General features: G+C 43.1%; 21 protein-coding genes. 3 read left to right on the top strand and 18 right to left on the bottom strand.

Annotated features, from left to right (window positions below; genetic code table 11):
• Positions 1–188: 188 nt before the first annotated feature.
• On the bottom strand, positions 189–1,133 hold the full coding sequence (locus tag F6J99_RS07145) for a DALR anticodon-binding domain-containing protein (RefSeq protein WP_293112323.1): 945 nt from the start codon (positions 1,131–1,133) through the stop codon (positions 189–191).
• 70 nt (positions 1,134–1,203) lie between these two features.
• Here F6J99_RS07145 and F6J99_RS07140 point away from each other — a divergent pair, with 70 nt between their 5' ends.
• Positions 1,204–1,905 (top strand): Crp/Fnr family transcriptional regulator, encoded by a 702-nt coding sequence (locus F6J99_RS07140; protein ID WP_293064155.1) that lies wholly within the window; start codon positions 1,204–1,206, stop codon positions 1,903–1,905.
• 103 nt (positions 1,906–2,008) lie between these two features.
• Here F6J99_RS07140 and F6J99_RS07135 read toward each other — a convergent pair whose 3' ends face one another.
• The 6 genes from F6J99_RS07135 to rimM form a co-directional block, all read right to left on the bottom strand.
• A complete protein-coding gene (locus tag F6J99_RS07135; protein ID WP_293112322.1) occupies positions 2,009–2,233 on the bottom strand; it encodes a hypothetical protein in 225 nt (74 codons plus the stop codon).
• Between the two features lie 210 nt (positions 2,234–2,443).
• Positions 2,444–2,980 (bottom strand): NADPH-dependent FMN reductase, encoded by a 537-nt coding sequence (locus F6J99_RS07130; protein WP_070393371.1) that lies wholly within the window; start codon positions 2,978–2,980, stop codon positions 2,444–2,446.
• 562 nt (positions 2,981–3,542) lie between these two features.
• Entirely contained in the window at positions 3,543–4,325 is a 783-nt protein-coding gene (locus F6J99_RS07125; RefSeq protein ID WP_070393372.1) for an ABC transporter ATP-binding protein, read from the bottom strand.
• A complete protein-coding gene (locus tag F6J99_RS07120; RefSeq protein WP_075906149.1) occupies positions 4,310–4,852 on the bottom strand; it encodes a hypothetical protein in 543 nt (180 codons plus the stop codon). The genes F6J99_RS07125 and F6J99_RS07120 overlap by 16 nt, the downstream gene beginning before the upstream one ends.
• Before the next feature lie 818 nt (positions 4,853–5,670).
• On the bottom strand, positions 5,671–6,561 hold the full coding sequence (locus F6J99_RS07115; protein WP_293112321.1) for an alpha/beta fold hydrolase: 891 nt from the start codon (positions 6,559–6,561) through the stop codon (positions 5,671–5,673).
• Between the two features lie 402 nt (positions 6,562–6,963).
• On the bottom strand, positions 6,964–7,635 hold the full coding sequence (rimM, locus tag F6J99_RS07110; RefSeq protein WP_293112320.1) for a ribosome maturation factor RimM: 672 nt from the start codon (positions 7,633–7,635) through the stop codon (positions 6,964–6,966).
• Positions 7,636–8,302: 667 nt separating this feature from the next.
• On the opposite strand from rimM, the gene F6J99_RS07105 reads away from it, so the two are divergent.
• The gene (locus F6J99_RS07105) at positions 8,303–10,147 is read left to right on the top strand and encodes an ABC transporter ATP-binding protein (protein ID WP_293112319.1); all 1,845 of its coding nucleotides are present in this window, start codon (positions 8,303–8,305) and stop codon (positions 10,145–10,147) included.
• 233 nt (positions 10,148–10,380) lie between these two features.
• Here F6J99_RS07105 and F6J99_RS07100 read toward each other — a convergent pair whose 3' ends face one another.
• The 3 genes from F6J99_RS07100 to F6J99_RS07090 all read right to left on the bottom strand — a co-directional run bounded on the left by F6J99_RS07100 (position 10,381) and on the right by F6J99_RS07090 (position 14,956).
• Positions 10,381–10,830 (bottom strand): Rieske (2Fe-2S) protein, encoded by a 450-nt coding sequence (locus F6J99_RS07100; protein WP_070393377.1) that lies wholly within the window; start codon positions 10,828–10,830, stop codon positions 10,381–10,383.
• Between the two features lie 387 nt (positions 10,831–11,217).
• Positions 11,218–12,942, bottom strand: coding sequence for a cytochrome c biogenesis protein CcsA (gene ccsA / locus F6J99_RS07095; RefSeq protein ID WP_293112318.1), 1,725 nt, complete (start codon positions 12,940–12,942; stop codon positions 11,218–11,220).
• A 238-nt stretch (positions 12,943–13,180) separates the two neighbouring features.
• Positions 13,181–14,956, bottom strand: coding sequence for a cytochrome c biogenesis protein ResB (locus F6J99_RS07090; protein WP_293112317.1), 1,776 nt, complete (start codon positions 14,954–14,956; stop codon positions 13,181–13,183).
• 468 nt (positions 14,957–15,424) lie between these two features.
• Between F6J99_RS07090 and F6J99_RS07085 the strand changes: the two genes are divergently transcribed.
• Entirely contained in the window at positions 15,425–15,889 is a 465-nt protein-coding gene (locus F6J99_RS07085; RefSeq protein ID WP_293112316.1) for a pentapeptide repeat-containing protein, read from the top strand.
• Here F6J99_RS07085 and F6J99_RS07080 read toward each other — a convergent pair.
• From F6J99_RS07080 to F6J99_RS07045, 8 genes are all read right to left on the bottom strand, one after another.
• Positions 15,869–16,003, bottom strand: coding sequence for a hypothetical protein (locus tag F6J99_RS07080; RefSeq protein WP_293112315.1), 135 nt, complete (start codon positions 16,001–16,003; stop codon positions 15,869–15,871). The genes F6J99_RS07085 and F6J99_RS07080 overlap by 21 nt on opposite strands.
• A gap of 169 nt (positions 16,004–16,172) precedes the next feature.
• On the bottom strand, positions 16,173–16,733 hold the full coding sequence (locus tag F6J99_RS07075; protein ID WP_293112314.1) for a thioredoxin domain-containing protein: 561 nt from the start codon (positions 16,731–16,733) through the stop codon (positions 16,173–16,175).
• A 170-nt stretch (positions 16,734–16,903) separates the two neighbouring features.
• Positions 16,904–17,515 carry a hypothetical protein gene (locus F6J99_RS07070; RefSeq protein WP_293112313.1) on the bottom strand — a complete coding sequence of 204 codons (612 nt, stop codon included), beginning with the start codon at positions 17,513–17,515 and terminating at the stop codon, positions 16,904–16,906.
• Positions 17,516–17,837: 322 nt separating this feature from the next.
• A complete protein-coding gene (locus F6J99_RS07065; protein WP_293112312.1) occupies positions 17,838–18,482 on the bottom strand; it encodes a DUF3365 domain-containing protein in 645 nt (214 codons plus the stop codon).
• 187 nt (positions 18,483–18,669) lie between these two features.
• Positions 18,670–19,509, bottom strand: coding sequence for a cytochrome c3 family protein (locus tag F6J99_RS07060; RefSeq protein WP_293112311.1), 840 nt, complete (start codon positions 19,507–19,509; stop codon positions 18,670–18,672).
• Positions 19,506–20,150, bottom strand: a complete 645-nt coding sequence (locus F6J99_RS07055; RefSeq protein ID WP_293112310.1) for a cytochrome c3 family protein — start codon at positions 20,148–20,150, stop codon at positions 19,506–19,508. Before F6J99_RS07055 ends, F6J99_RS07060 begins: the two co-directional genes overlap by 4 nt.
• A gap of 25 nt (positions 20,151–20,175) precedes the next feature.
• Positions 20,176–20,739, bottom strand: coding sequence for a globin family protein (locus F6J99_RS07050; protein ID WP_293112309.1), 564 nt, complete (start codon positions 20,737–20,739; stop codon positions 20,176–20,178).
• Between the two features lie 109 nt (positions 20,740–20,848).
• Complete coding sequence (locus F6J99_RS07045) at positions 20,849–21,010, bottom strand: hypothetical protein (protein ID WP_293112308.1); 162 nt, start codon at positions 21,008–21,010, stop codon at positions 20,849–20,851.
• Positions 21,011–21,325 lie beyond the last annotated feature (315 nt).

Below are 21,325 nucleotides of genomic sequence, written 5' to 3'. Positions count from 1 at the left end.
TGCTAATGGCGGTATCTCCCTGGGCCAATTCAATCAGACAATTAAATCAGGTAATTAAATCAGAAAGGGAACCGACGACTGGCCGTGTTTCGTCTCGGTTCCCTGACTGGTTCGCTCCTCACACATCCGTAAATATACCGAAAACTTTCTGGATTTGTCAACCCCTTTGGCAAAATTTTTTTTTTCGGTCAAAGTTCACCTGGTGCAGGGACACCCAGTTGCTCTTCTAGAAGCGATCGCAAGACTACTTGAGTTACTCCCACTAATCCTAACCTTGCTTGAGCCAGCCTAGGGGTCTGGTGTTTCACCTCTCCCCAAATGCGACAGCTACGGTAGAACTGCTCAAAAGCATTGCTCACAGAACTTGCCAGTTTTAGCCAATTCTTTGATTCGGTTCCACTAAAGTAGTCTGTCAAGTCCATGATTTGACCAATCAAAAGTCTTTCTGCTGGATGGACAAACTGTATAAGCTGCTGATTTGTCTGTGTTCCTAGGTCGTCTTTTAACCAGGGAATTGGATCTGGCACAACTATGAGTCCCCTAGAGGTTTTCAAGTCCATACTCTGAATCTGGATTAAGCCCTGGCGATGAGCCAAGCGCAGGAGTGAGCAGCAACGAGCATGGGCATACTGAACTCTAAAGATCTTGGAAGTATCTTGTGTCAAGAGTGCTGATTGCTGATTGCTAAGTTCTAAGTAGGGCAAGAGATTCTTTTGACCTTGTTGAGGGCGAAAGCTAATCAGCGTGTCTGTTGAAGGTTGAATCCAATCTTGTAACCAAGTTGCTAACCCCTGATCTGTCAGCCAAAAATTAATCCAGCCTGGGGGAGCTACTTCAACCTCGAATTCGATCAAGTTTTGTTTCCCACCATCTTGAGTTATGGTTGGCAAAGATACAGTTAACTGATGAGCAATGGCTAGAGGACTTTGCTGCATGGCGCGAGAAAGCTTGAGAGCGATCGCTGAGCGATATGCTACACCAGTATTATCTGAGCAGCGTTCTAAAGGAATCGTTTCCAATATCAACTGGGGAATACCAGAATATACCATTGCTCTGGATATCTGTTCTTGTAATCGAGATCTCAGGGCAGCAGAATTACCTGACAAATTTACGCGCCATGAGCTAATCCTCAAGGTATTTTTTGTTACTTTGGACTCCATGTAAGATCTAGATAAACTTGTGTATCCATCAGGCTCGGAGCTTATGTATTCACCATCCGACCCATTAGAGGTATCCCGACCCTTTGTAACTTGGCAAAGGATCTTAGATTGGGGACAGGAACACTACCGTTATAGGACGTTTAGCAAAGATGAGCGGATTCCTACCCGTCCTGGGTTGTTGTATTTGGTAGAGCGGGGGGCAATCCGTTTGGTGGGTACTTCTCAAGTCAGTGCTAGCCCCAATTGTTCTGAATCTCAATGCTCCCATCAGAATATGGAAGAAGCGTTTTTAGGATTCATTGGTGCGGGTCAGCCCTTTGAAATTGTTGCCCTTTCACCCTTCACACTTCAGGCTTACTCTCACGTTGAGCAAACTGCTGTGGTATGGATGTACTGGGATGACTTAGACAACTGGCCACACTTCCGACGAGAGATATTAGATGCATTTAGGCTTCAGCATCAACGCAAACTCCTGTGGCTGAGTACCTTAGGACAGCGACGAACCATTGATCGGCTCTTGGGATTTCTGATACTCTTGGTTGAAGAGTTCGGGGAACCGTGTGAACAAGGTTACTGCTTACCATTTCCCTTAACTCACGCACAAATCGGTAGTGCCATTGGCTCCACCCGCGTGACTGTCACTCGGTTGATAGGAAAGCTTCGCCAACGGGGAATCATCAACACTCATAAGGATAATTTAATTTGCTTATCAGGTGACTCAGTACCTAAGATAACTCCTAATTAGGTACACTTATAGATACTTGTCTTCGAGTAAGTGCAGTGGAAATCTAATTTACTGCCAAACTGGCAACACAGCCATGCTAAATTGGTTTTTAATAAATACATACCTAACAGATCGCACAAATCAGCCATCCTGTGCCGTAATTGATGATCAGCTTGGCTGTGCTGTGAGGGGTAGCACCTTTCACAACACAGCCAGTTTTTTTTATAGCAATGGGTGTAATGGTATTTCCAAATTGCCAAATTCGAGGCACAAAGCGATGCAGCGCTACTAGCTCCTCCGTTCGCGTTTGCACAGCGTTAGGCTTTGCCCGAAAGCGTGCGTGGCCCACGACCAATGTCCTCTGCTCCCTAAAACCGAATAGGTGCGCTTTCTGCTCTTTATGCGCTTTCCGCATCTAATTCTTAAATTCGCCACGGGTCGCACCTTAAGAATTAAATTCCCATGGTAGTGCGCGCCTCAAAATGAGAATTGCTATACTTTGGCCACCCTACTTTAATTGGTATTTTTTTTACACCCAAGTCCCTAAACGGATTTGAGCTTACCTTAACTTCTGAGTATTTGCTACCAAACTGTCAGCAAATTTATCGAAGCGCTCGGAAAGTTTTTTATCCAAAAGCTTGCCATCTTCACCAAAAGCTTTCCAAGCCTGACCAATTGCAATTTGCTCTGGAATCACCCAACTATGTACCCAGCGCATAATTATCCGTAGGTCATTGAGAGCGTTACTATTCGACTGACCCCCCAATACACTAATCAAACCGGTAACTTTCCCTTCGAGATGTTCAAAACTCATCAAATCTAGGGCATTTTTAAGTACACCACTGACACTACCGTGATATTCCGGTGTTGCCAGAATTAAGCCATCGGCTTGCTTCACGGTTTCTTGTAATCGGGTGACATCTGGATAGTCTGCATAGTCACTATCACCACTGCAAAATGGTAATTGCATCTGACGCAAGTCGAGGATTTCAGTGGATGCACCATTAGCTTTAACTCGGTCTATAGCATGCTTTAGAGCCTGATAGCTATAGGATTGAGGACGTAAACTACCACTAATTCCAACAATGTTCACCATCTCACTAACCTCTGTTTAACTATAGTGCTGAGTGCTGAGTGCTGAGTGCTGAGTACTGATTTCTGAACGCGCACGCGTGCGCGAATGCGAATATGCTGAGTCTGCTTGACTGTCAAGGGTCAAGCAAGCTGAGTGCTGAGTGTTTGAGTAGAGCAAGTTGTAATGTGTTCTCGTCAAAGCTACCAATTATCAAGGACAGTTATTTTATCCGTACTCGTTATGACTACGTTTAGTCTAGCAAGTTGGGAGCAACTTTGTCAAACTCCTTTTGTCGCAGATCCGAGTATGTCCGCCCAGGACCGGAAGCATACATTCGACCATCATGTTGTGACCGATAACGCATAGGTGCGCGAACGGGCGCGCACCTGACCATTTTGTTGTTTAATCGACAGGGCATCGAGATCAGCCGGAATGACTAACACAGGTCCTGGTCGTTGACTAGTCATTAGAGCCCCTTAGCCAACGAACTATTCAAGCTACAGCCCTTATGCCTAAAGCCATTCAACCATTAGCCAACGAACCTAACCAAATTAATGAATAAAAACAGTCTTCTGATCTAGAGTCAACCTATTACTTGAATTGGACCGGTGGTACTGGCACTAAAGAATTGCTGCACTAGAGGATTATCTGTGGTATCTATCTCCCCAACGCTGCCGGACCACTGTACTTTGCCTTTGTAGAGAAAAACAACCCGGTCAGCGGTGCGGCGAATTGTGCTCTCCTGATGGGTGACCATTAGGTAAGTACTACAAGCGTTTTCGTCCCGTTGTATCTGGCGTACTAAATCTTCAATTACTGTTGAGGCGATCGGGTCAAGTCCAGCGGTTGGTTCGTCGTAGAGTAATACCTCTGGGTTGTCCCTGGGATTATCGGGATTGGAAATGATAGCACGGGCAAAACTGACTCGTTTGCGCATACCTCCTGATAACTCAGCTGGGTAGCGGTCTCCAATACCAGATAACCCTACCATTTCCAGACTTTGATTGACTAATTTCCTAATGCGATGATGTGGTAGTTTAGAGTGCTGGTAGAGCAAGAAACCCACATTCTCTTCCACGGTCAGCGAGTCAAACAACGCTGCCTGCTGAAATACCATACCAATGCCAATGGGGTCTTGAGCATCTTCTATTAAACCGGAGCGCCGTTGCCCTTTAACATAAACTTCACCGACATCAGCAGGTAGTAAGCCAGCAATAATCCGAAGAATTGTTGATTTTCCGGTTCCAGAAGGACCAATAATGACTAGGGCATCACCCTGATAAATTTTTAGATCCAACTGATTCAAAATGACATTGCTCCCAAACGATTTGCTCACTCCCTTCAGTTCAATTAGTGGTTCTGGCATCGGATATTTCTGACATTTTTCATTGTCTTCTCCATACAATGTATAACCTCTTCATCAAAGAGAACGACTTTTTGGTCATCAGGAAATTCTCCTGTATGCAGGCGCACAGCCACTTGTCCTAACCCCTCGCTATACAGAAGTTGCTTAAACAACAGGTTGTCCGTAAAGGACATAATGTGAGCAGCAATGGCGCACTCGCCTTCCCAGCCAAAGTCCACATCTAGTTTAACGTGATGCCTTTCATGAATACATCGGTAAATTAAGTTGACGTCCTTACCTAGTAGATCTGATTCATTATATTGGGCGCTGATTTTAACATTTCCTTGTTCAAAGTCCGCTTTGATGTCATTCAGACATAGATCTGCTCCTCGAAAGTAGGGTTGGTAGTCAACGTACTCAAAATTGACCCCTTGCAGTTCTACCTTTGCTAAGTCAATCACAAATTGACGAAACTCTTTAACTAACGATATAGGAGCTTCATAGGCTGGAGCTGTCATATAACCCTTGGCTAATTCTTCAATTGTCATTATTATGATCTCCTCCTGTCCATACATGACCTCCTAAGAATTCTTATAGAACTTCTGCATTCACAATTTATTCACAACTATTAGTAGAGGATAAGTGATATAGTCTCCCTAATAGTCCCATCATCTATGGGGGGGTTAACCCCCTGACTCGGTAAATCCTATGTTGGCAACAAAAGAGTTAAAGCTTCCGCGTTAAATTCGTAACGCTTGGAAGCCAAGTTGGGTTTCTTCTAAATTGTGATATTTCTTGACAATAAAGACGTCGCGACAACCACTTAAACAATCTTTAAGAATCAGCAAGAGTTCAAAAAGCTTGCCGTGAATTCACTTAAATACTTCTGGGGAATAGTGCAAGAGCTTTACCTGATTTTGATTTCAGAGGCACCCTAGCAGGTTATTTGAGCAATCTTACCCTGACAAAGGCTTTCTTAAGAATATCTAAATCATTCAAACCTGTTGAAGAAGCAGTTAAATTAACTGTTCCTGCTCCGGTCATCAGTAATAACACGTACATAGCTTATACTCATTCAATTTCGGTTACTTCACATGGATTCCCTGTAACAATCTATGCACCGAAAATCTAGCTGTTGATTCCATAATCACTATGTGCTTACGGCTAATCACCGATACTATTTTCATGGCTTCAGGGATATTGCTTATTATTATTTATATCCGTAAAAAAGCCAATCTATAATCAGTGAATTTACCTAATCGTCTCTTGGGTTACAGGGGAAATTTCCAGTATTATCAATAGCTGTAAATGTTAACGTTTACCCTTCTTACTTACGTGCTTGACCCTAATGACTTCCTTTTCTATTTCACCAGCGAGATGACAACCAATCGAGAATCAGTGAATTTACGGACTCTGGATTTTCGTCATGAGGGCAGTGACCAGCCTTAGGAATTCCTACAAATTTTACGTCTTTACCCTGATGACTCTGTTTTTGGAAGATGGTAGCACCAGAAATCGGTGTCCAAGGGTCTTCCTCTCCCCAAAGAATGAGTAGAGGACTTTGTAACTTCGGTAAAAGTTCACTAGGTCTAGGACCAGGAGGAGCAGTAAGAACTGATGCAAATACCTTTTGAGCACCGGGATCACAAGCAGGCTGGTAGATTAACTCTACAAGTTCCTCTGTAATGGCATCTGAATCACAGTAGACTTGACGGAGGGTGCTGCGGATGCGATTTTTCTGGCGGATACGGTTAAACAGGAACGGTCCAAAGGTTGGAGAGTTCACTAATCTGGTAAAAGCTCCCATCACCAACCGTAAAGGTAGATTTAGCTCTTCAGGGCGGTGATTGAGTCCACCAGCACTGTTGATTAAGACACCACCAGCAGCAATCTCAGGATAGTTTGTGACCACCATCAGACTTAACAGAGCACCAATGGAGTTACCGATAAATATGCTAGGTTCATTGATGTAGGTATCCCAAAAGTCCTTTATTTGTTGTTGCCACAACTCTACGGTGTAGGATCGGGCAGGTTTATCAGAACCTCCAAATCCCAGCAGATCGATGGCAAACACTCGATAACCCCCTGCGGCTAGGACAGGAATATTCTTGCGCCAATGTCCAATGGATGCCCCAAAACCATGAACCAAAAGTAGAGGCTTACCAGTCCCCATTACGGTGTATTCAATCTGGTTACCTTGCCAGTTCCAAACATGGTTTTCCGTAGTGTGGTATGATTGTGAATTTTGTGTAAACACAGCTTTTTGTTAACTTTAATTAACTTACTCATTTTAATATTACTAAATATTTAGGGACTAAGTTGATTCTGGATGATAAATTAGTTATAATAAAAGCTGGTATTAAAAGACGATTAAACATGACCTAGCAAGGATTGCTAAGGTTAATGCTTCAATATCAGCTTTCGACTCCCAGGAGGATTTCACTTAACCCCGCCTTGGTAAGTGGCGATGTAAGTGACTATATCGCGCATTGTATAATTTGGGATAATAGTGACCTGAAAGCTAGAGCTGATCAGGATTTCGGGGCGCTTATCGCCCTCACAAGGAGAACTTCCTATGCAAATGAAGGGATGAAGGGTAGATTTTACTGGCTGCCAAATCTGGCTGCTAAATTATAGATCCATTAGAATTATTTATGAATTAAGGTTGATTGACTTCTAGTAAACCGGTAGGAGGGGTAATCTCAATCCGACCATTTTCGAGATCGACCACTGGTGCGATCGCTTTCACAAACGGAATCAGTACCGTTGCTGGCTGTGGTTCTTTCTTACCTTTGGGTTGGCGTTTCTTGCTAGTTCGAGTTGGTGGTGGAGTTTCCGGCTGGGTTGGGGGCGGTTGCACTGAAGATAGCAATTTGACTTTCAAAAGGTCATTACCGGCTGGGATCACGTCTACGACTACCCCCACAGCTTCACCAGTGAGTTGATTAAAGACTTCAAGGTCAATCAAATCTAAGATGTGATACTCATCTTCTTCTAACTCTGGGCGATCGCTGGCTGGTACCAACAGTTGATAACCGCGCAACGCCTCTGCCTGATCCCGGTTGTCTACCCCCTTTAGCTGCACAACATATAACCCTTTTCCAGGGACAAAACGTCCCCAAAGTAATTCTACAGGTTGGGGTGGATTATCCCGGGGAGAGGAATCCCCTCTAATCCCCCGCGAGGAAGGGGGAAGTGGTGGTTTTAACCAGCGCTGTCCTGGCTCCTCAAACCTCTCGGGAAAGTCAGAACTTGGATAGACTCGCAACTCTCCTTTTAACCCATAGGGGGAAACAATTCTACCGATTTCTAGCCAGTCGTCATTGGTCATTTGAGCATTTTTCAGGTTAGTGAAGTAAGCACTAAGGGCAAGGTAGTACCATCATCCCTAAAGGGGTCCGAGAGCGTGGATAGCGCGGACCTGTCATTTTATTTTATCCTGATTCCCGGCATTTGGCTGAGAAAAAATCATAGAAAACACACTATAAAATTTTATGATAATTATCTATAAAAACCTCAAAGAAAATCAAAAAAATATATTAAATAAATCCGTGACTTATTATAGTAAAAATAAGGTTAAATCACAACTATAAAAGTATTAGTTTTTTGCCGTTTTCTAATAAATAAGGTAATTATAAAACTTCTAAATAGGTTGTGAGCTATAACCTAGACAGAATGCCGACACTAACAGGGCTTGTGGGCTTCTGCATTTTGAAAACTTGTTTATAAACGTTATCGATGCTAACAGTCTAATCAGAGTTGCTTCAATCAACGCAATTGGCCATTAGTTCACCTTCTAGAGCTGAATGGCTTTGTGGAAGGGATTGAGATTGTCCAGGGTCTCCTGATGCTGGTCGGCAATGGATCGGACTGGGAAAATTGTCTAGATTTGACCTAACCTTAATCCTCCCTCTTATCTTTGACTACATCATCAAGCTGATTTAAACTAAATTATTCCTTTATCATCATAATAATTTACATACCAAATGGTTAGCTATTTGTCAAATTTTTTATACATCCTCGGAGAAAGAAAACTCCGACTTATCCCTCTTCTGTTATTAATCTTACTAACCTCTCTCCTGGATACTGTAGGTATTGGACTTGTGGGGCCATTTATGGGGTTAGCTACTAACCCAAGGTTGATTGAACTAAATTATCGGCTGCATTGGGTTTATGTCAAGTTAGGTTTAACTTCTGAAGTTCAGTTTATTGCCTTGCTAGGTTTAATCATTATTCTTGCCTTCTGGACTAAATCCTTATTAAGTTTCCAAGCTCAAAAATATATCTTTAAATTTAGCTTCACTCAGTACGGTGAACTATCCTCAAATTTGCTCCATGCCTACTTGGTAGCTCCTTACACATTTCATCTTAGGAAAAATACGGCTTTTTTGATCAACACGGTTTTGGAAGACTCTGGAGTTTTTAGTGTAAAATTCATGATTCCTTTCCTAAAAACCGTAGCTAGTTTTATTATTATAGTATTTTTAGTTGTTTTACTAATAATCACAGATCCAATCGCAACAATCACTCTAGCCTTGGTTTTACTAATTCCCTTGGGAATTATCTACCAATTTAAAGACAAAATTTCCGAATGGGGAAAAAAGGTATCTCAATCTAAGGAAGAAATGATTCGCATCATAAATCATAGCCTTGGAGGATTAAAAGAAACACGAATTATTGGTTGCGAATCTTACTTTGAAAAGCAAATGAATGATCAAGTCGATCAACTGGTTAATGGCATGACATCCTTTCATACGTTTCAAGCTTTGCCTCGCATTATAATTGAAGCGATTTTAGTGACATTTTTAGTAGCTTTTGTATCTATAGTCTTAGTCTTTAACCTTGGGACAGAAAATATTATCCAAGTTTTAGGTATTTTCGCTTTGGCTTCCGTACGTATGATTCCAGCATTTAGTCATTTAACATCTAATATTGCTTTGATGCGAAACGCCAGCTATTCGATTAATAAAATATACTTGGATTTAAAAGAGTTAGAATATATTGAAGTAGAGGAAATTTTTGAGCCTACATATTTATCAGATTTATCTGCCCTATCCAAGCCTAATACTCCCTCATCTCAATTCAGGGATTTTGTCAAATCTATTGACGTTAATAGAAGTCTATCACACCAGGATAATCACATCGAAATTGATAGAATTACCTACCGCTATCCCAAGGTTTTAGACCCTACTATTATGAATATATCGTTGACTATTAACAAAGGTCAATCTATTGCTTTAATCGGTAAATCAGGCTCAGGTAAGACAACATTAGTTGATGTTATTTTAGGTCTGTTAGCTCCTGAAAGTGGTGAGATTAGGTACAATGGTAAATCGATATATAATAATCTGCGTTCCTGGCAAAATTTAATTGGCTACATCCCACAGTCGATTTTTCTCATAGATGACACAATCGAAGGAAATATTGCCTTTGGTATTCCAAAGCATTTGATTGATCGAGAACGATTAGATCACGCTATGCAATCTGCTCAACTTGCGGAGTTTGTTGAGGAATTGCCTGAGGGAGTTAACTCTGTTGTTGGTGAACGGGGAGTGCGTTTATCTGGTGGTCAACGTCAGCGGATAGGAATTGCTCGCGCACTTTACCATCAGAGGGAAATTTTAGTCCTAGATGAGGCGACTTCTGCACTAGATAATGAAACTGAATACTTGGTTAATGAAGCAATTAAATCCTTGAATGGCACTAAAACGATGATTATCATTGCCCATCGTCTCTCCACGATTGAACATTGTGATTGTATCTATTTACTCGATCAAGGTCGTTTAGTGAAGTCAGGTACTTATCAAGACATAATTTTAAATGAACAAAGCTTTAATTTTTGAATTGGAAAGGGGCAGGAGCAGGTTAGTTATAGCGCTACGCGCAATGGCATTGGCAAGAGCCATGCACGGCTTTAGTTCACTAAAACAGCAAATCATGCTTGTATCAATGTCAAACACCTTAATGCGTAGTGCTATATAGCAATTATCTCTCCGATGAGGTACAAACAGATACCCCGTTGGTTTCCCTTAAAAAGGGGGACTTCAGCTGCAAAACTAAACCTGCTCCTAAATGACTAGCTTACTTTTACCAAAACTAAATTATCTTCTTCCTTTGTTTCATAGCTTGTCAAGGGTTTGTCTGCAGGTCCTTTCGTTACTTTGCCATCTAAATCAAATTTAGAACCGTGGCAAGGACAGTTAAATATTTTGTCCTCTTGCTTCCAATCCACGCTACAACCTTGGTGAGTACACCTAGGGTTTACGGCAACAAGACTATTGTTGCTCAGATTACGGACGACTAGAATATCTGCTATCTTGTCGCTAATTTTGCCTTTTTCTTCTAACTCCTGCACTGTGCCAACGGCTTGGAATCCATCCTCTCGCACCGACTTATCAATATTAGGACTTTTCTTTTCTGTTGCTTTTGGCGGACTTGGCTCAGGACTACAGGCAGCTAATGCTACTGGTAGATAAGTAGCTAATGCACCAACACCAAACCAGCCCATAAATTTACGACGATCCATAGTATACCTCTAGCTGGAAAACGATTTATTTTAATAATAAACCATAAACGATTAATATGATGTGGGGTTGAACACTTATAAATAGTAGGTAATAGGGAACAGGGAACAGGGAACAGGGAACAGGAAGGGAATAGTAGGGAGATTACCTACTAGAATAAAGCTATATTTTTTGAGAAATTATTATCTGAACTTGCTCTAATTATCTCATCTTTAAAACTAGGCATTTGGAATCGAAAGTATTACCGGCTAATTAGCTGGATAATATCTTGGTGATTAGTTGGCATTTTGCCTTTTAATAGCAATTATCAATCAATTTTGATAATGGTTGTTCCCTGTTCCCTGTTCCCTGTTCCCTGTTCCCTTTGCTAAAGTTAGTTTAAATTTTTTTTAATTCTCTTTAGCCATAACTGGTTGCTTTTTACTAAACTGTTTCACTAGATTTTGACTAGATTTAGAGATAAACCAACGGTTATGTCTGGTAGCTGCAGCTCCTACAAATAATAAGTCTAAAGCAACTAGCGTGCCCACAATTAATTCTGAGCCACCAGTACTAAACCCATAACTGTGTAAACCAGTACCGAGAACAAAGTTAACGCCATACCAAGCCATCAACACAGCATTAAAACAAACTACACTAATGACTGCCATCCCAAAGTCTGCTAACCATCCTACCAGACGACCATGTAAGGGGACTATGTAACACATTAGGGCAATCAACGCCCAGGTTTCTTTGGGGTCCCAACCCCAGAAGCGACCCCAGGAGAAGTGAGCCCAGATCCCACCGAGAATAATGCCAGTAGTGAGCAGTAAAACACCAATTTGTAGGACTCGATAGTTGAATTTTGATAGATGGGCAATTCGTTGAAAGGATTGGGGAGCAACTAGATAATGTCCTAGAATAATATGTCCTAATCCCATTGCTAATGCAAAACTAGCATAGCTGAGGGTAATGGTGGGAACGTGGATACTGAGCCAGAAGTTGTCCCGTAGTACTGGTACAAGGGGGGCAATACTTGGATCTAGAACGGCTGGAAGACTGTCTGCTAGAAGTAGACAAAGGATTGATAAAGGAGCAGCGGCTAACAGATAGTATTTTGCTTGGTAGATTAGCTCAAATACTAGGGCAATGGCGGCAATCCCAAATCCAACCCACACTACGGATTCATACATATTGGTGACTGGGGGACGTCCGGCAATTTCCATGCGGGTGATAAAGCCGTAGCCTTGGATGAAAAGACCTGTGAGGAAAATTCCTACTGCACCTGAGTAGAGGTCGAATTGTTTGAAGGATAATCCTAATAACAGGACTAGTAATGCGATCGCATAAATTTTCCAGGCTTTACTAAACGGGCGAAAACTAGAGAAGTTAACTTCCCGTTGCAGCACGGAATCCTTGGGGTAAATTTCAGGGCTAAGAGCGGCTAACTGCTGATGTAGTGTTTCGGCGACTTGCCCAACCTCAACAGTAGTCAGTAGGGGATCTAAACGATAGGCTTGTTTGAGTGTTTGGTAACTCTGCTGTAGAGGGCTAATTTGTTCGTTGGTGTAATACTGTTGCGATTGAGGTATGCTTACCCAAGTGCCTTTACTATCACTGGGATGGGGAACTAGGGGTAGGGTATCGGTACCTACCGTGCGTAACATTAATGCCAGTCTGTCTTCTATGGTGAGGGCTTCTCGTTCGTCTCTGGTCAGCTCAATGTTGTCCGCTTCTTTTTGATTAGCTTCCAGAACGATGGCACCTAGGTTGGAACTGACTAATTCTCCGAAGGAGAAGTATTTTCGTTCTAGGTCAAGACCAATTTTTTCTTTGAGGGGGCGGTAGGTAAGTAGAATGAAGGGTTCTTGGTTCCAGTCTCGGTTATTAAACCATAGGGATAGATAGGTTTGGAGATAGTTGAGGGTTTGACTGTTTTCTAGGCGGTAGTTAGTTGAACCGTGGATTTTGGCTACGGTTTCTCGAGCTAAGGTGTCTAAGGGTTTTTTGCGTCCATCCAGTTGAACCGCTAGGGTTTGTAAGGGGTCTAGGGGTGATGGTTGCAGTTGGGTTGGAGGTATGATCAGGATTACGATTCCGAGACAGAGTCCGATTAGGAGTTGGAGTGGTTTCATCAGAGCACGGGAGTAAAAGCTGAACAGAAGTAAACGCTAATCTGAACTAGAACAAAGTATGCTATGGAGAATGGTAGTACAAGGCAACTTCGGATTTGGGCACACAGAACACAAAAGGACAGGTTTAGAAATAATTTTGGTACTAAAGATGCTGTCAAACGTTTAACCTGCAACGTTCTTGAACCTTAAACCTTGGCCAAAAGGCCACGCTACGCGAACGACGTTTAACCTTCAACTTTCAACCCTCAACCTGCAACCTACAACTTTCAACCTCCTGTGGCTGGCGGCGCAGTTTTTTGGCTACCCCTCGACCATAGAACATGATGGTGATGCCACTGATTACTAGACCGGAGCCTGTCCAGGTTAAGGCAGTTACCCAGGCTGGTTCTCGCTTGATTTGTAGGGTTGATTGTTTTAAGTCACCGGGATTCCAGGAAGCTTGGGCTATTTTCCAGCCTTGATACCAGGTGGGATGGTTCATCCAAACGTTGCGGTGGGAGATGACATTGTGATCCCGGTCTTCGATCCGGATTTTGCTAGTCCACATGGCAACGGAATCACTGCCTTCATTGCGTTCAACGATGAAGTCTTCTAATGCGATCGCAAACGGCAGTTGCAAGAGTTTGGGACTAAAGGCAGCAAAGATTTCTCCTGTTGGTTCGTTAATAGTAGTCGGTTCGCCCCAGGGTAACCAGGTTTGGGTTCCCGTGTCGGTGCTGACTAATAAAGCTGGTACTCCCTTAACGGTTGGGTCAAATACAGGTATGACCTGACGATTGATTTTGCCATGGGGAATATACTCGTCTAGGGTAATTTGGAAGTCTGCCCAACCGGGACTTACAGCTTTTCCAACCTCTAAAGTCCCAGATTTAAATCCTTTCGAGGAATGGGCAGCGTAGAATAGCTGACCTGATTGAGTCACGATCACCCGGAAATAATCCTGTGATTCCTGGGGTTGAATGTTATAGCTAATCTCAATTCCTTCTTGGGGTTGTCCTGATACCACTGAACGAATTGGGGGAAAGTTTTCCTTTCCAAACACAAACCAGCGTTCAAGCCCTTCTGGTGTGGATACCTCCAACTGTACTGCGGGATTTCTCAGTTGTTGGGAGGCCGTGGTCGGTTGGTTGTTGCTGTCTAGTCGGAAATCTGGCCAAAAATCGACGACTTTGACTGAGGAGTCTGGGGCTTGGGATGACAGAGCTTGTTTTATATCGATAATCTCTGTATCTATCTTGTCCCTTTCTTTTGAGGTTACCTCGATGCTTCCCCAAGGACTCAGGTTTTGTTCTTGAGGGGGGGATAGCAGAGATTTGCCTTTTCCTGTCGCTACCGTATCTACCTGAATGATTTCTAATTCAGCTGGCCCAATCCCTACTTTGCTATAGGCTACTGGGGCTACAGCTAAATAGCGCTCTAGGGTTTGCCCCATGCGATCGCTTTTCAAGCGTAATCGCACAGCTGGATTATCTACTGCTAGATTATCTGCCGTTGCCCCTTCGGTAAAACTGACTGTTTTGATGGTGTTGTCGCTGTAGTCTAGCAAAGACAGTTTACCAATTTGCTTGGGCATGACTGAACCATCTGGCTTGATCAATACATCAGCCTGCTGCAACTCTGATGATGGTGTCATCACTTCCAACAATTCCCCTTCAACCCGAATCTGATTGCTCGAAGCCGTATCGGTGCGCAAAGGTAACATGCCCTCTACACCTAAGTGGATTACAGCCGCTGAACCAGCGATAATTACGATGATACCAAGATGGGTCAGAGCAAAGCCGATTTTACGCGCACCTCGCCAGGGATAGCGATACAGAGCTGAGACCGCTAAGTTGAGGGCTAGTAGGAACATTAAGGCCCCAAACCACGGACTTTTGTAAATCTCTTGTTGCACGGTAGTTGACCCTACCTGAGATTCGTAAAACGTCGCCCCAATTAAGATAGCGACAATCATACTAAGTAAAGGGACAGCTAGTTTAATCGAGCCAATAAATTTTAAGGTATGCTCAAGCATATAGCAATCCTAGGTTATTTTTGAACATACTGGTCAATCTTGGAAGCACATAACATGGTTCAGTAACTATAAGGTAATTATGAATAGTTTTTACCAATAATTTATAACTTATCTCTATATAATATACCCTGGTCTCAAACAATTTTATCAACAGAAGCTCTTTCCTAAATTATGTTTTTTTTCGCTTTTTTCAAACTAAGCGATCGCTTTTACCAAAACGCCTTAACGTCATCTACTATTACCATTAATTTAAATTAATACTGTATTAATTTATACATTTAGCAATTTTTTAATCTTAAAGGTGTAGTCAATTAGCCTACTAAATTAAACATTACTCAACTATTCCGTAAACGCGATCGCTAACATCAGACTTCGATACTGGCCATATTACGGTCTGTCTACAATCTCCCATCTGTAAGGAATTGTCACTAACACCAGACCGAATCCAGATCACGTTTGAGGTTATCTATGCTGTTGTACACTAGTCCATCTAGCCAACTGACCACAACCAATCCTGAGGAACTCCTGAAGCGATATGCTAGGGGAGAACGGGATTTTCGGGGCATAAATCTGAGTGAGGAAATGTTGAGTTGGGTAGATCTTGAGGGGATAAATCTTAGTGGTGCTCAGCTTTATGTATCTATTTTAGAAGGGGTTAACCTTACCGAAGCGAACCTTACTAGAGCTAACCTCAGTTGGATAGACTTAACTGCAGCTACTTTAATCAAGGCAAATTTGACTGAAACTAACTTACACAAAGCCGATTTGCGTGGAGCAGATTTGAGTGGTGCTAATCTTCAAGGAGCAGATTTGAGTGGTGCTAACCTTCAGGGTGCGGATTTGAGTGGTGCTAACCTTAGTGGTGCAGACTTAACTAGTGCAGTCATGTCTCGTAGTTTTGATATCGGTATCTTAAAGTTGGCAGCTTTCTAGACAGATATTATTTAAGGTTGTGTTGTTGAAGGTTGTGTTGTTGAATGTTGTTCGCGTAGCGTGGCCGAAAGGCCAAGGTTGAAGGTTGTTCGCGTAGCGTGGCCGAAAGGCCAAGGTTGAAGGGTTGAAAGTTGAAGGGTTGAAGGTTGAAAGTTGGTTTGTTTAAAGTTTAATAACCTGTAACTTTATAACCTGTAACTTTATAACCTGTAACTTTATAACCGGCAACTTGTAACAGCTTGTCACCCCTTGTAACAGCTTGTAATCTATGGTCATCCTGTTTTCAGGATAATAGCTCTTGCAACACTTTAGTGATAATTGTTTCAGGGATTTTCCCAACTAGGATTTCTGTCTCTTGCTGATTACTGTCTAGAAATGTGAATTGAGGCACACCAGTCACTCGGTATTTTTCAATGGGTTTAGCCCACTGGGGGTCATCTATATTTAGCATCACCCAATTGACGGTTTCTCCATACTGTTGGTGTACTTTGTTTAGGATGGGAGCCATGGATTGACAAGTGGTACACCAGTCAGCGTAAAATTCTATTACAGTGGGCTTATTATTGCTTAAAGCAAGCTCATAAGGTACGGATTGCTTTACCATTGTCTTGATTAGAGCTAACCCAGCCACGGTCGAAGTGCTAAGGCTAGATAGATCAGAACGAGTTAGGAAAAATGTTCCAGCGGCGAATACAACAGTGATTATTCCTACAACAATGCTGAGTTTTGCCCTGAGTTTTCCTTTCTCACTATTCATTATAGTATTTCTCAATTGGGTGATGTCTAAATTCCTGGGTTGTAGGGAGCAGGGACCAGAGACCAGGGAGCATAGATCATGAAACAAAATACTGAATTATCATAACACCAAAAAATCATCGTATCTCTTTACTACTGTTGCCTATTGCCTGTTGCCTATTGCCTGTTGCCTATTGCCTGTTGCCTATTGCCTATTCCCTATTCCCTGTTCCCTATTCCCTGTTCCCTATTCCCTATTCCCTATTCCCTATTCCCTGTTTACTGATAGTAATAGGCGAGAAATATGTGAAATCCTAGCATGACAAAGAAGACACTGACTAGGAAGATATGGGTGGATAGCCAGATAGAGCGTAGATTACGAATTAGGGGACCTTTAGATATACCCGGTAGCATCGTGCCAATGCCATCCTTTGCTGGCACCCAACCAAAATATTTTCTAGGAGATTCCAGTACCCCAGTTTCCGCCACAACACCTACTAAAGCCGATAGGGTTACACCAAAAAATACCCACAGGAATATAGAATTAAAATTCTTACCAGTCGCCCCAATGGTATGAATTAATGTTGTCCCTAACAGGGCGACTCCCAGAAATATATGTAAACTCCGCCACAGCAGTATGGAACCAGGAATAGTTAGCTTAATCATCCAGCCACGACTACGCTTTCTAGCCGTTAGTACCATCTCAAACAAGACAAAGGCTAGGGATAGATAGCCGGTAATTTGCTTATAAAGTTCCCCTTGTAAAAGCTGATACCATTTAAAATAATTGTCCCGCAGCATCGGTAGATAAAGGGGACTCAGGGCAAAGGGAGTCAGAATTACCACACAGATGAAGGTGAGGATGATTAAGGTAGAAAATTTGGGCTTCATAACATAGTGGCTTTTCGGTTAAACCTATTTTTTAAGCATTCAGCAGTCAGCCGTCAGCCGTCAGCCGTCAGCCGTCAGTAGTCAGCCGTCAGCCGTCAGCCGTCAGCTGTCAGTCTTTGGGTGATAGCTGATAGCACCTCAAGTAGCGTGCGCGTAGGGCATAAGCTGATAGCTGATAGCACCTCAAGTAGCGTGCGCGTAGGGCATAAGCTGATAGCTGATAGCTGATAGCTGATAGCTGATAGCTAATAGCTGATCGCTGATAGCTGATAGCTGATAGCTGATAGCTGACTGCTGAATGCTGACACATTTCCCCTAAAAATTAGGTGCCTTTTAGAGGCAAATTAATGATGATACCACCCATGACTTCGCCCATCTCAAAGACTTTGTCGGGATAGCGCTCTTTGTGTACAGGATGGGTGTTGTGGCAAGAGACACAGGCTTCAGCCACAGCTTTATCAGGGTAGACGGCAGAATAATAGGTTGTACCAGCAATTTCTTGATAGTCCATGTAAGGCTCACCAGTTTCAACCACTTCTGCCATCGCTTTCTTTTCAAATTCAGATTTTGGCGCTTGGTTATCGTTGATGTTCCAAGGGGAAATTAAGCCGTAAGTAAACTGTCCGTTCTCAGAAGCAATCTCTGCTCCTAGACGGAACATCTGAGCTGGTAGGGGAATACCACCAGTTTGTTGCCAACCTTCAGTGGCTTCCGCATCAACTACTCCTTTTGGCTTCTCTTTGCCTTCTAATGTCTTCAAGCGGTTAATGACATGCTTGGTATAAGCAGTGCGGTCTGCTAAGAGCACGGTATGGATATAATCCACAACTATTTCTGGAGCAACACCTGAAGCTTGCTGAGTGGAACCGCCACCACAAGCGACAACAGTGACGCAAATCGCTAAACCTAAGGCAATTAATCCCACAGCTTTGGTTTTCATGCGATGTAGCAATGTCTTGATTGCCATGATTTCGTGTCTCCTCTCGTTGTACTTAATTGGTATGACGTGGCTATGACGTAGCTATGAGTAGCGCTAGAAATGATTAGGGTTAGCTAGTAGCTTTAACTACTAGTAGCGTTAATTAGTAGCTTTATTTAGTAGCTTTAACTACCGAGTAGCGCTAATTAGTAGGGTTAATTAGTAGCTTTAACTACTATTCGGCCTGACTCGACCGTTTCTTCTCAAATTCACGAACTAGATCAAAGGTTTCTAGCTTTAGGGTAGGAGGTTCAGCAAAGTTTTCCTCCACTAGCTCATCGTCGAAGATGCTGTTATAGCTATACTCGACGCCGTGGCAGTTCATACAAACTTCCTTAACCATGCGATCGCGTGGTTTAAGAGTAAACGTATTGTTGTGATTAACGACAATGGTGTTTTCTGTGTTTTCCAGCTGCTGACGAGGTAAATGACAGGTAGCACAGGTCACCGATTCACCATTAGGTCTGGGTAAGGTACCTTGGTCAGCAAATAGTTGGGCATGCTTTGAGTTTTGATAGTTAAGGGAGTGGTTGTCATTATGACAGGTTAAACAGGAATCTACAGAGGCTTGCCAGGTATCTACAGAATGGACATTGTGACAGGTGTTGCAGTTCATTTGCTTGTCAATCGCTGACTCTTTCATCGGCAAATGAGCCATTGCTGGTGTCAAGGGAGATAGTCCTTCTGAGATCCGAATGCCATGCTTACCATACAGAAAGGTCTCAACCGCTACCTCATGGCAACTTTGACAACTTTCCTGGGTTGGTTTAACCACTAATTCTTTAGTTTCAGAGTCTTGGTGACAGCTAGAGCAGTTGACGTCTGCTAAGGCATGAGCACTGCCTTGCCACAACTGATTAATCTCAACTAATTCTGCTTGGGAAAGGGATGCACCGGGGTCTTTGGGCACACCCCCATTAGTGGCTACATCAATAGCAGTGTTTGCGTTACCTCGGATACCGCTGACGAATACCAACCCAATTAGGACGAGTAGAATCACAATCAGTTTTTTCATGACTCGCTCCCCAGGAATTCTTCACCTAAATCGGGAGTAGGCGGTTCTTCTAATTCCGCAGTAACTGTCCGCTCCAACAGTACAGGTTCTGGCAACATTGGCAACTGATCAAGATTCTGACGCAGGAATCCTGTGGAGATGGAGCGGTGGTCGTGGAAGTTATGACAGCCTGCGGTCCAGCAACCATCCCGAGTAAATCCTGTATGACTGGCTAAGTCACCAGTGATGATGCCTTCATGGCAAGCCATACATAGGTCTGGCTTGAGGTGAACTCCTCGCCCAAATATATGGACGTGTTCGTTATGACAAGCAGTACAGGTCAGTACATCTATCTTGGTTAAGAGTTCAGCCCAACGGGGGTCACGGAACTTTTTAGTTCCGTGAGCATCTGCTGCCATTTCGGCTTCGTGACAGCGCATACAGGTTTCGTTGGTGACCGGTTTAAACCCCTCATGACAGGAGTTACAGGACACCTCAAACAAAACATGCCCCTCCGAGGTAGTGCCAGGAAGGAACACACTGCGGTGATCTAATGCGAAGGCAGCGGTTAACCACGCTAGTAGGATCACCATCACACCGATGATGACTACTTTGGATTGGAGAATAGTGGGCTTAAAAAACTTACCTAGATTGCTTGGCATTGTTAACTATTTACATCCCCATGGCTTACAACAGCATGGCCAGGATCAGGGTAACAATTCCACCAGCGCCAAACACTCCACCGACTAATGGCCAGTTAATGTTTGTTTCCGGCACCTCATACTGTTGGGGGCTGGGTTTTGTGGACTCTGGTTTTGGGGCATCTAACTCCACTTCTTCAGAGGAATAATCTGCACCATCTAACATGATGGTGGTAATGGCTCCGTAGGCATCTACCCAGGCTTGCTTGACTTCTGGTGTCCAATCCGCACCCAAGTATTGCTCAAAGGTTTTTAGGAGGCTATTGCCCACTAATGGATAATGTTCTGGGAGAGCTCCATACTTAACATGTCTCGCTCCTAGCCCTTTGAGGGCTGCACCCAGGGTATCTGGATTGCGTAGATTTTCCACTACCAGTACCAAGGAAGCCAGCAGTTTTTTCTTTTGCGCCACCATATCAGTGGTATCGAACAGAGGCTGGGCGGCTGGATAATCGGTGAATAGATTTTCGTAGAAGCTGGCTACAAATTCTGTAGCGCGAGGCTTAACCTGATCAAAGCTTTGTTCTAATAGTTCGACTTGTAAAGACATTGTTCTATATCACTCCATGGGATTTACATGGGATTTACATAAGATTTAACTGTTAGCTTGGCACCGAGACCACGATAATTACTTGAACCCACTTCTGGGTTGGGGTTAATTAGCGATGCAGTGCTCTCGTGGGGGTTCTCACGGGGCTGGAGAGCGATGCAGCGCGGTCTTGGGGGTTTCCCCCATGAGCGACTGCATCAAGACAGGTGCGGAAGCAAGTTCCGCACACAGACCCAAAACCATGAGCAACTGCATCAAGAAAGCTAGACACCTTGACATCTCCTAAAGGTAGATGCCCAGTGGAGATAACCTCCCACCAGGCAGGATTGTAAAGATGTCTAACTGTGTAAGGTTTCCACTGACTAACACTGACTAAGTCGATGTGATTAGATCAATAGTCCATATCGAGATATAACGATAGGTTTCACGATTGTGAAACATCGTAGCTTTTGTTACAAAGAATTTATAAAAATGTATTAAATGCATTAAAATTTTGCATTGAATACATTTTTGATTTGATAATTACGCTTTGATTGGAGAACGCTTAAATTAGAGTCCGATATTCGGGTCGGAAAATCACCTGTTC

Origin of the sequence: Moorena sp. SIO4G3 (assembly GCF_010692305.1) — a bacterium.
GTDB lineage: Bacteria > Cyanobacteriota > Cyanobacteriia > Cyanobacteriales > Coleofasciculaceae > Moorena > Moorena producens_A.
The sequence above is the reverse complement of the archived record's forward strand: the minus strand, read 5'-3'. Positions and strand labels throughout refer to the sequence as shown.

What these genes read in the sequence shown, in the direction of transcription:
- F6J99_RS07140 (WP_293064155.1), top strand. Translation starts at nt 1,204, where the DNA reads ATGTATTCACCATCCGACCCATTAGAGGTATCCCGACCCTTTGTAACT.
- F6J99_RS07130 (WP_070393371.1), bottom strand. Translation starts at nt 2,980, where the DNA reads ATGGTGAACATTGTTGGAATTAGTGGTAGTTTACGTCCTCAATCCTAT.
- F6J99_RS07125 (WP_070393372.1), bottom strand. Translation starts at nt 4,325, where the DNA reads ATGCCAGAACCACTAATTGAACTGAAGGGAGTGAGCAAATCGTTTGGG.
- F6J99_RS07120 (WP_075906149.1), bottom strand. Translation starts at nt 4,852, where the DNA reads ATGACAATTGAAGAATTAGCCAAGGGTTATATGACAGCTCCAGCCTAT.
- rimM (WP_293112320.1), bottom strand. Translation starts at nt 7,635, where the DNA reads ATGACCAATGACGACTGGCTAGAAATCGGTAGAATTGTTTCCCCCTAT.
- F6J99_RS07100 (WP_070393377.1), bottom strand. Translation starts at nt 10,830, where the DNA reads ATGGATCGTCGTAAATTTATGGGCTGGTTTGGTGTTGGTGCATTAGCT.
- ccsA (WP_293112318.1), bottom strand. Translation starts at nt 12,942, where the DNA reads ATGAAACCACTCCAACTCCTAATCGGACTCTGTCTCGGAATCGTAATC.
- F6J99_RS07090 (WP_293112317.1), bottom strand. Translation starts at nt 14,956, where the DNA reads ATGCTTGAGCATACCTTAAAATTTATTGGCTCGATTAAACTAGCTGTC.
- F6J99_RS07085 (WP_293112316.1), top strand. Translation starts at nt 15,425, where the DNA reads ATGCTGTTGTACACTAGTCCATCTAGCCAACTGACCACAACCAATCCT.
- F6J99_RS07070 (WP_293112313.1), bottom strand. Translation starts at nt 17,515, where the DNA reads ATGAAGCCCAAATTTTCTACCTTAATCATCCTCACCTTCATCTGTGTG.
- F6J99_RS07065 (WP_293112312.1), bottom strand. Translation starts at nt 18,482, where the DNA reads ATGGCAATCAAGACATTGCTACATCGCATGAAAACCAAAGCTGTGGGA.
- F6J99_RS07060 (WP_293112311.1), bottom strand. Translation starts at nt 19,509, where the DNA reads ATGAAAAAACTGATTGTGATTCTACTCGTCCTAATTGGGTTGGTATTC.
- F6J99_RS07055 (WP_293112310.1), bottom strand. Translation starts at nt 20,150, where the DNA reads ATGCCAAGCAATCTAGGTAAGTTTTTTAAGCCCACTATTCTCCAATCC.
- F6J99_RS07050 (WP_293112309.1), bottom strand. Translation starts at nt 20,739, where the DNA reads ATGTCTTTACAAGTCGAACTATTAGAACAAAGCTTTGATCAGGTTAAG.